This is a genomic window from Photorhabdus temperata, from assembly GCF_025384845.1.
Classification (GTDB): domain Bacteria; phylum Pseudomonadota; class Gammaproteobacteria; order Enterobacterales; family Enterobacteriaceae; genus Photorhabdus; species Photorhabdus temperata.
In genome coordinates, this window is the sequence record NZ_JAJAFX010000097.1 from 1 (window position 1) to 7,217 (window position 7,217).

General features: G+C 46.0%; 6 protein-coding genes and 1 pseudogene. 6 read left to right on the top strand and 1 reads right to left on the bottom strand.

Features of this window, described 5'->3' with window-relative positions:
• The 4 genes from LGZ99_RS22760 to LGZ99_RS22775 all read left to right on the top strand — a co-directional run.
• Positions 1–435, top strand: a 435-nt coding sequence (locus LGZ99_RS22760) for a hypothetical protein (RefSeq protein WP_262979671.1), incomplete at its 5' end; no start/stop codon positions are given.
• On the top strand, positions 432–3,440 hold the full coding sequence (locus LGZ99_RS22765; RefSeq protein WP_262979672.1) for a toxin VasX: 3,009 nt from the start codon (positions 432–434) through the stop codon (positions 3,438–3,440). The genes LGZ99_RS22760 and LGZ99_RS22765, both read left to right, overlap by 4 nt.
• On the top strand, positions 3,437–4,405 hold the full coding sequence (locus tag LGZ99_RS22770; RefSeq protein WP_262979673.1) for a hypothetical protein: 969 nt from the start codon (positions 3,437–3,439) through the stop codon (positions 4,403–4,405). Before LGZ99_RS22765 ends, LGZ99_RS22770 begins: the two co-directional genes overlap by 4 nt.
• Positions 4,402–4,578, top strand: a complete 177-nt coding sequence (locus LGZ99_RS22775; protein WP_262979639.1) for a hypothetical protein — start codon at positions 4,402–4,404, stop codon at positions 4,576–4,578. Before LGZ99_RS22770 ends, LGZ99_RS22775 begins: the two co-directional genes overlap by 4 nt.
• A gap of 150 nt (positions 4,579–4,728) precedes the next feature.
• On the opposite strand, the gene LGZ99_RS22780 is transcribed toward LGZ99_RS22775, so the two are convergent.
• A complete protein-coding gene (locus LGZ99_RS22780) occupies positions 4,729–4,992 on the bottom strand; it encodes a PAAR domain-containing protein (RefSeq protein WP_262979674.1) in 264 nt (87 codons plus the stop codon).
• A 268-nt stretch (positions 4,993–5,260) separates the two neighbouring features.
• On the opposite strand from LGZ99_RS22780, the gene LGZ99_RS22785 reads away from it, so the two are divergent.
• Together LGZ99_RS22785 and LGZ99_RS22790 are read left to right on the top strand one after the other, a co-directional pair.
• On the top strand, positions 5,261–6,994 hold the full coding sequence (locus LGZ99_RS22785; protein ID WP_262979675.1) for a type VI secretion system baseplate subunit TssF: 1,734 nt from the start codon (positions 5,261–5,263) through the stop codon (positions 6,992–6,994).
• Positions 6,995–7,011: 17 nt separating this feature from the next.
• Positions 7,012–7,217 (top strand): annotated as a pseudogene (locus tag LGZ99_RS22790) (phage late control D family protein); the annotation flags it as partial.

The following is a 7,217-nucleotide window of genomic DNA, read 5'->3' on the forward strand; positions in this document are numbered from 1 at the left end:
AATGCCGTGTGGTTCTATGGTGATGAACCGGATACCCATCACATGATCACCCTCACTGAAAACATCCGACAGGCAAAACCCGCGCCTGTCACTCTCAATCGCCGCTTATGTGAACTTTATGAGCAACAGGCGCAGCAACGCCACATACTTAAAGCCATTGACTTTATTAATGAAAATCTGGCTGAACGCTGTCAGGTGAATAAAAACACCCTGCCTGCTTTTGTTTTACAGCAGACTAATCTGGCCTATTTACAGGGCCTGACGCAACAGCGGGCCATACTCTATTACGTTGCCGCCAAGTGTTTAATGCCAAATGATGAAGTTCACTGGCAACAGCTTTGGGAATCAACCGGCTCGCAAACAAAAATACAGGCAATACGGGCACATTCACTTTTTGAACAGTGCGACACACTGACATCTAAGGAAATGTTATGACAACTGACATTCAGGACCGCTTCGACAAATTGATAGAAAAAGCTTACGAGCTGTTCCCGCAAAATCTTGAAGTCGATAATTATGTTCAGCCCTGTGACTGCGACATTAAACCGATTTACCCGGTTCGTTATGCTTATGTGAATTTCTTCGGCAAAGAGCTGGAAAAACCAGCGGCACCCCCCGATATCCACACCCTGATGTTCTCCTCATCAATCGAGAAGACCCAAGGCTACGCCGCCCGCCTCCTGCGGCCCGGCTGGATATATATCAAAGAAGAAGCCCCGCTTACCGCTCGCAGCAGCAAAGCCCGGGGCCTCCTGCATATCTTTAAATACTGCGTGTCGGAGAAAGAGGTTAACGGCAAAAAACAGCGGGTTGAGAAATTTAAAAAATACAGGTTCCTCAACCGTAAAGACGCCAGTGAAGGGCTGATCCCTGAGCCGGGCATTCGGGGCGAAGGTCACCCGTTCCTGTTTGTCGCCAAAGATGTCATCAATATCAGTATCGCCTACAGTGAACACCCGTGGCACTCCTCAGTACTGGATAAAATGAACGACAGCCTGGAACTGCGGCAGAAAACCATGCAGTTCATCAATCTTGAACAGGAGCAGTCTCCCTTCGCCGTTAAAGCTTCAGTCAAGTACTTCCGTAAGCTCATCGTCGATTACAAAATCCGCCAGGAGCAGTTTGCCGACATCAAGGCCATCATGGAAAAAGACATCAATGAACTGGATTTGGCGACCGTCAGGATTGATGCGCTGACCACGCAGGAAAGCTACGAAATGGATGCCGACACAATTATCCGGGAAATGAACGGTTATCTGCACCTGCACGAACAGGCACGGATTGTTATTCTGCATGACCCGGTGGGCCGCCAGCGGGATATCGCCGAAGCGTACTCTATCCTGCATCTGTGGCAACAGAGCTACAACGCCGCCAATATCTACCCGCTGACCATCGGTTTCTACGTCGAAAGGCTCAAAGCGACCAAAAACCCGGAACTGAAAAAGAAAATTGATGACAGTATCAATCAGGACCGCTGGGATAACGACTGGCCGAAACTGAAAAAAACCACTCAAGACTTTGAAGTCCGTCAGGCGATGTTGATGAAACTGTTTGAGGCTTTTGCGGACAACCCGGAGCTGAGTTATCAGGTCGGCGGGCTACAAAATTATTTTCACTACTTCTTTTCACTGCAAGATGAAAAAGAGACGCGGGAAGAAGAGGACGCGCAGGAGTTCCAGTTTTTCAGTGAAATCCTCTCCGGTCTGCTCGGCAATCTGCAATCTTCCCTGCCCGGCCAACAGGTTTTGGCAAAACTTGCCGCCAAAGAATCGGACAGCAACGGGGATGGCAACTTCTGGCGCACCATTACCGGCAGTGTTATCACCGTGCTGAATAACGACAAAGTCAAATCACCGATGCTTGCAAGCCAGTTTATTCACGGCGTCGATAATATTCTGCTGGGCATGGGGACATTTTTGGCAACCGTCTGTGCTGATCCCGGTCAGGCGATTCATCAGGGGGCAAATTACGTCCGGCAACTTCCCCAGAAAGCCATTGACCGGATAACCCAACACTTTGTTCCCGCCCTGCTCTCCACACTGGGCGTGGTAATTGAACCGGATGGCAGAGTGGCGCTCAGTGAACAGAGTTATCAGGAAGTGCTTAAGCGGCTGGAATCGAAAACAAATCGTCACCTGCCAGATCCAGCGGTACAGACACAGGCTATTGGGGAGCGGATCATTAACTGGAGCAAACGTCTGGGATCACTCGGCAACAAACCGGTGATAACCCTGCCGGAAGTTAAGACCCTTGCAGACTCGCCGGTTCAGCTTTTTACCTTAGACGGGGCCGGTAAACCGTCCATTGGCTTACTGTTTGACTCCTCACTGACCGGCGTCAGCCTGTTTCTGAATGCCTTTACCCTGGCGGATGTGGCTATGCAGACAGAATATGCCCGCAACAACCCGTTACAGCCCGGACCGTCCTATATGAGCCTGCTGCGCTTTAGTACCGCGGTGATTGGAATGAGTGCCGATTTGACCTCTATTGGCTCGACGCTGGCAAGTAAAGTGAATTCCCCGATAGTCAAAGCGCTGATGAACGGCATAAAAGTGCCTGCTGTCAATACGGCTATGGTCAGTCAATTCTCCCGTGTTGCCGGTAGCGTGGCAGGCTATTTAGGGGCACTGGTCTCCTTCTATGATGCCAGTAATGCCTTTAAAGTAGGCAATAAGGTGGAAGGTTATAGCCAGGTAGCGATAGGGACAGGTTCCATTATCCTGACCACAGCGGTCTGGATCGGAGCGGCCGCAGGCACCTTCCTGACGGGAGGCATACTCACTGCAATAGTCGTCGGGACCAGTTTGCTTATCGGGGGCAGTATTGTCCAGGCCAGCAGTGCCTGGTCAGATTTAGAGAAAGTGCTGAATAACTGTTTTTGGGGAGCGGGTGCTGAATATGCTTTCTGGTCAATAGATGGGCGACCAACTATAACAAAACAGCTAAAAGATGCACGAAAGATGAGTGATACCATTAAGAATGCTTTCCTTATAGAAAACCAGGAATTTTTAAATCTGTTTATTCAGCCACAACTGAAAATACAGAGGGAATACAGAAAAACGACCTACCGCTTTATCTTACCTGCTTTCCAGATGGGCGTTTCGGAAATATACGGGCTTTTCGTTAAAGAAAATGAAATATACTATCTCGGTGCACAAATTATCATTATTACCATTAACCGTCGCCAGTATACACGGGACACTTTTCGTGATGCCACATTCGAGGCCGCACGAGAACAGGCGAAGCTAACTCTGAATGGCAACACAGCCACACTGGAAATAGTCACGACAGAAGGACGCGAAGTAAACCCTTATCGCAGCAAGCTATATTGGTATTACCAGCAGTCAGACAATGTTATCGCTCCTTTGCGCTATCTATGGGGAGAAAAACCGACAGCAGAAAATACAATCAAGGGTAGTTTTGATGGGGAATTTATATGAAGCAGCGATTAAAAAATTTATTCAAAAAATGGTTTCCCACGATTCATCCACTACCAGCCAAACGGCTGGCACGCTGGGAAAAAGAGCTTCTGACAGCGCCACCAGCTATTAAGGATGAAGAAACCATTAAACATATGGAAATACTGGACTACCTTGATAATAAGGAATGTCATATTCGTAATACTCAACGCCGCACCCGGAGTATTGCCTTAATCCCGGTTACACTGGGGATTATTAGCAGCCTGGTGTTAAACGTTAATGATTTCATGGAATCGCGAAAAAAAAATGAGGAAGCTATTCATCGATGGGTCGGTTATGCAAAAAAAGATTATGGTGAAAAATTTTATTTACGCAATGATTTACCTGCGGATATGGAAGATATGCGTTATATTGGCAATGATAAAGAGATCTCTCTGAAGAAATATCTATATTACCGTTATAACTATTTTGAAAACAGCGACTACTTGTTTAAAGTTGATATTGCATTTCTGCTACTCTACCTACTGATTATTCCACCTTTCGTATGGGCTGTATTTTTTTCACACCGTCAGGCACCATTAATTATCGATCGTGAACGGCAGATCTTTTACACCTGGTATAAAGGTAAAGCCTATGCTGCCCGTTATCCACAAGTAGGTATGGCAGAAAAAACTAATATTCTGTTCCTCAAAGTCTACGGTCTGGACGAAAACAATCAACTTATCGGACGTGGTTTTATCCCTAACGTCAGCAGTTATACTTTTGCTCTTTTAAGTAGTGGCAATGACAAAGCGCTGGCAGTGGCCTTTATGGTGAAATTCTTATTAAACGGCAAAGAAGCAGTCAGTAAAGTGGATTATAAACGCCGCGGACCCCTTATCTGGTGGAGCAAAGATAAAAGGCCCACTGATTTAGACGCCCAAATTCCATTGATTTTGGCAGAATTGGATCGTTTAGGTCCCCCTGATGAAGATCTTTCCGAATGAAGGCTGCATTAAAAAACTTACTTAAAAAATGGTTTCCCACTATTCATCCACTGCCAGCTAAACGGCTGGCTTGCTGGGAAAAAGAACTTCTGGCGGCACCACCGGATATTAAGGATTCAGAAACCATTAAACACGTGGAAATACTGGACCGCCTTAATGATAAGGAGTATTGAGTCAGAATATCCGCAGTGCGACGACCAATATGTCAGGCCGAAATCCACCACGCCAACCGGGTAGTTTATAAAAAGAGAATGAAGAACTGAGCATCCATATTTGAACCAACTCGCTCTATTTCAGGCAAAATATTACCTTTTACCGCCATCCTATGCCTGAAATAGACTTTGCGAAGCAATCAATGTCGCCCCACAAGAGGTTTTCATCCCCTCCAATGCATACATTTGCCCATTAGAGCCGACTATGCCCGGCGTCCCTTCCACGATGGTTTGATTACCACCACATTTTGGACAGGATACCGGATCCCCAACCCGGGCCGCTTTCGTCCCTAACACATCAAAACCGCCATCACCTGCCAGCACCTTGCCGCCATGCGAAGTCGAATCTCCAACTAAAATAATGGAACGTAACATCTTTTACCCTCTTAACTATGAGTTAAATATTAATTTCAGCTTATGACATCTGACTATCATAGCGCCACAACTTAATTAAGGAAAACCTCCCTAAATCAAACTCTTTGAAATAAATTAAATCATCATGTTACTTAAACACCTATAAAATTTACATTATTGACTGTTTTAAAGTGATATTTACACATCTTTAAAATATCAACCTTGATATTTATTAGATTGAAACATAAATTAACATTAATATTTGAATACAAAAGAGACAAGCGTAAATATGAAAAATTTTGAAGACTTCTACCGAGAAGCACTCTCTCAAATAAAGCAGGATATGCATCACGCGGCACAAGAGCATCCACACCTGGCTCCATTTACCGCCGAGTCTGGTGACCCGGATATTCTCCGGGTACTGGAAGGTTTTGCGCTTCTGACTGCGGGTCTTCAGCAAAAAATTGACGATGGTTTCCCTGAAGTGGTTTACCCTCTTTTACGAAAGGTCTGGCCGATACCGTTACATCCTATCCCTTCAACCAGCGTTATCCAGTTAGATATTCAACCGGGCAGCATGACTGAAGCCACACATATCGCCAAAGGCAGTAGAATTTCCACCAGACAACATAACCCAGCAATTACGTTCAGAACCACCCAAGATATCAGCATTGAACCGGTCACTTTGATCCATAAAACGCTGACACACAGCGAAAACAAAAGCCTGATATCGCTGACCTTTCAATATCATGGGCAAACTCCCCACTGGAAGACCGGGCCCGTCATGCTTTTTCTGGGAGAAGATCAAAAACTGGCGTCTTTACTGACGAAATACCTGGATCAGTCGCTGGACGAGACTTATCTGAAAACATCCCTTGCAGAGAAAGAGATGTGGCTGTCTATCGAGAGCGCTCCACGTATGAAGGAAAATTTGGTACTGCCAAGACCCCATGACTATTTCTGGCCGTTGCAGGTGTTATACGAATACCTCTATCTGCCACACGTTAATGACTTTATGTCATTTGACTTATCGGAGGAGATCTCTGAGCTCCCTTTGGGAGAAGATAAGCAATTTACCCTTATCTTGGAATTCGACTGCAACATTCCCATTGAGGACATTACCCCCGCATTTATTCCCCACTGCGTACCGGTTATCAACTTAGTGTCGACCAGAACAAAACCGATAGCATTTGAAAAAGGCAAATCGCGTTATGTATTGGCAGCAGATGAAATCTTTAGTATTGACAGAATTAAACTCCAATCTGAACCAGAGGAAATCTCTGATGGATCTGACCACCGTGTTCCCCTTATCGACAGCGCGCAACTGACAGCCCACCATTTTGCCGAACCCAGTGACAACATATTGCTTTTTGACCATATACGGGAGGAATCACCATTTGGTGGCAGTCAAATTAATCTCACGTTTTACGATCATCAGGCAAAACCTGTAACAGAACACCATCATCTCGACTTTTACTGCCAATATCAGAAGTTCGATACACAAGCACGAACACTGGACATCGGGCAAATCTGTATACCATGCGAGGAGATACCCAGCCATATTCAGGCCAAAAACATCGTGGCAGCGTCAAAAGATTTTCCTGCCGTCATCAATAGTCATCAGCATTGGCCGATACTATCCTTGTTGTCGATTGGGCCCTTTTTTCTCGGCCATATTGATTCCGTCAGATCGCTGGTCAAACAACTTGATACCTTCGCACATCTGGACGCCCCGCGTAGCCGGCATATTCAGCGCATGGCCGATGGCCTCAGTAAAATCTACATTGAACCGTTTTATCATATGGAGAAGGGTATTCCTGTGAGGGCCCAGAAAGTCACACTTCGTATGACACCAGAAAATTACGAGCACGAAGGCGAAATGTATGCCTTTGCCAAGACATTACATACCGCTTTTTCCCTCTGCCTGGTCGAAACAAGCCTTCACACATTAACCGTCATCAATGACGACACCGGTGAATACTGGGAATTTTACAATATGCCTGGGCACCAGAAGCTCATGTAACATAACGAGGAAAAATCATGAAAACCGGACTCCGCTTTTCCTGCACTATCGGCAACCTGGCGCCCATGACTTTTGCGGTCGTCAATTTTACGTTAGATGAAGCACTTTCATCGTTATTTACCCTGTCTCTGACATTAGCGGCACCGCGTTCAGATATTGATACGGATACCCTTCTGCTCCAAACCGCACAGTTCACCGTCACCCATGACGATAATCCGCAACG

Excerpts from the sequence above, each read along its gene's own strand:
- LGZ99_RS22770 (WP_262979673.1), top strand. The coding sequence starts at position 3,437 with ATGAAGCAGCGATTAAAAAATTTATTCAAAAAATGGTTTCCCACGATT.
- LGZ99_RS22775 (WP_262979639.1), top strand. The coding sequence starts at position 4,402 with ATGAAGGCTGCATTAAAAAACTTACTTAAAAAATGGTTTCCCACTATT.
- LGZ99_RS22780 (WP_262979674.1), bottom strand. The coding sequence starts at position 4,992 with ATGTTACGTTCCATTATTTTAGTTGGAGATTCGACTTCGCATGGCGGC.
- LGZ99_RS22785 (WP_262979675.1), top strand. The coding sequence starts at position 5,261 with ATGAAAAATTTTGAAGACTTCTACCGAGAAGCACTCTCTCAAATAAAG.
- LGZ99_RS22765 (WP_262979672.1), top strand. The coding sequence starts at position 432 with ATGACAACTGACATTCAGGACCGCTTCGACAAATTGATAGAAAAAGCT.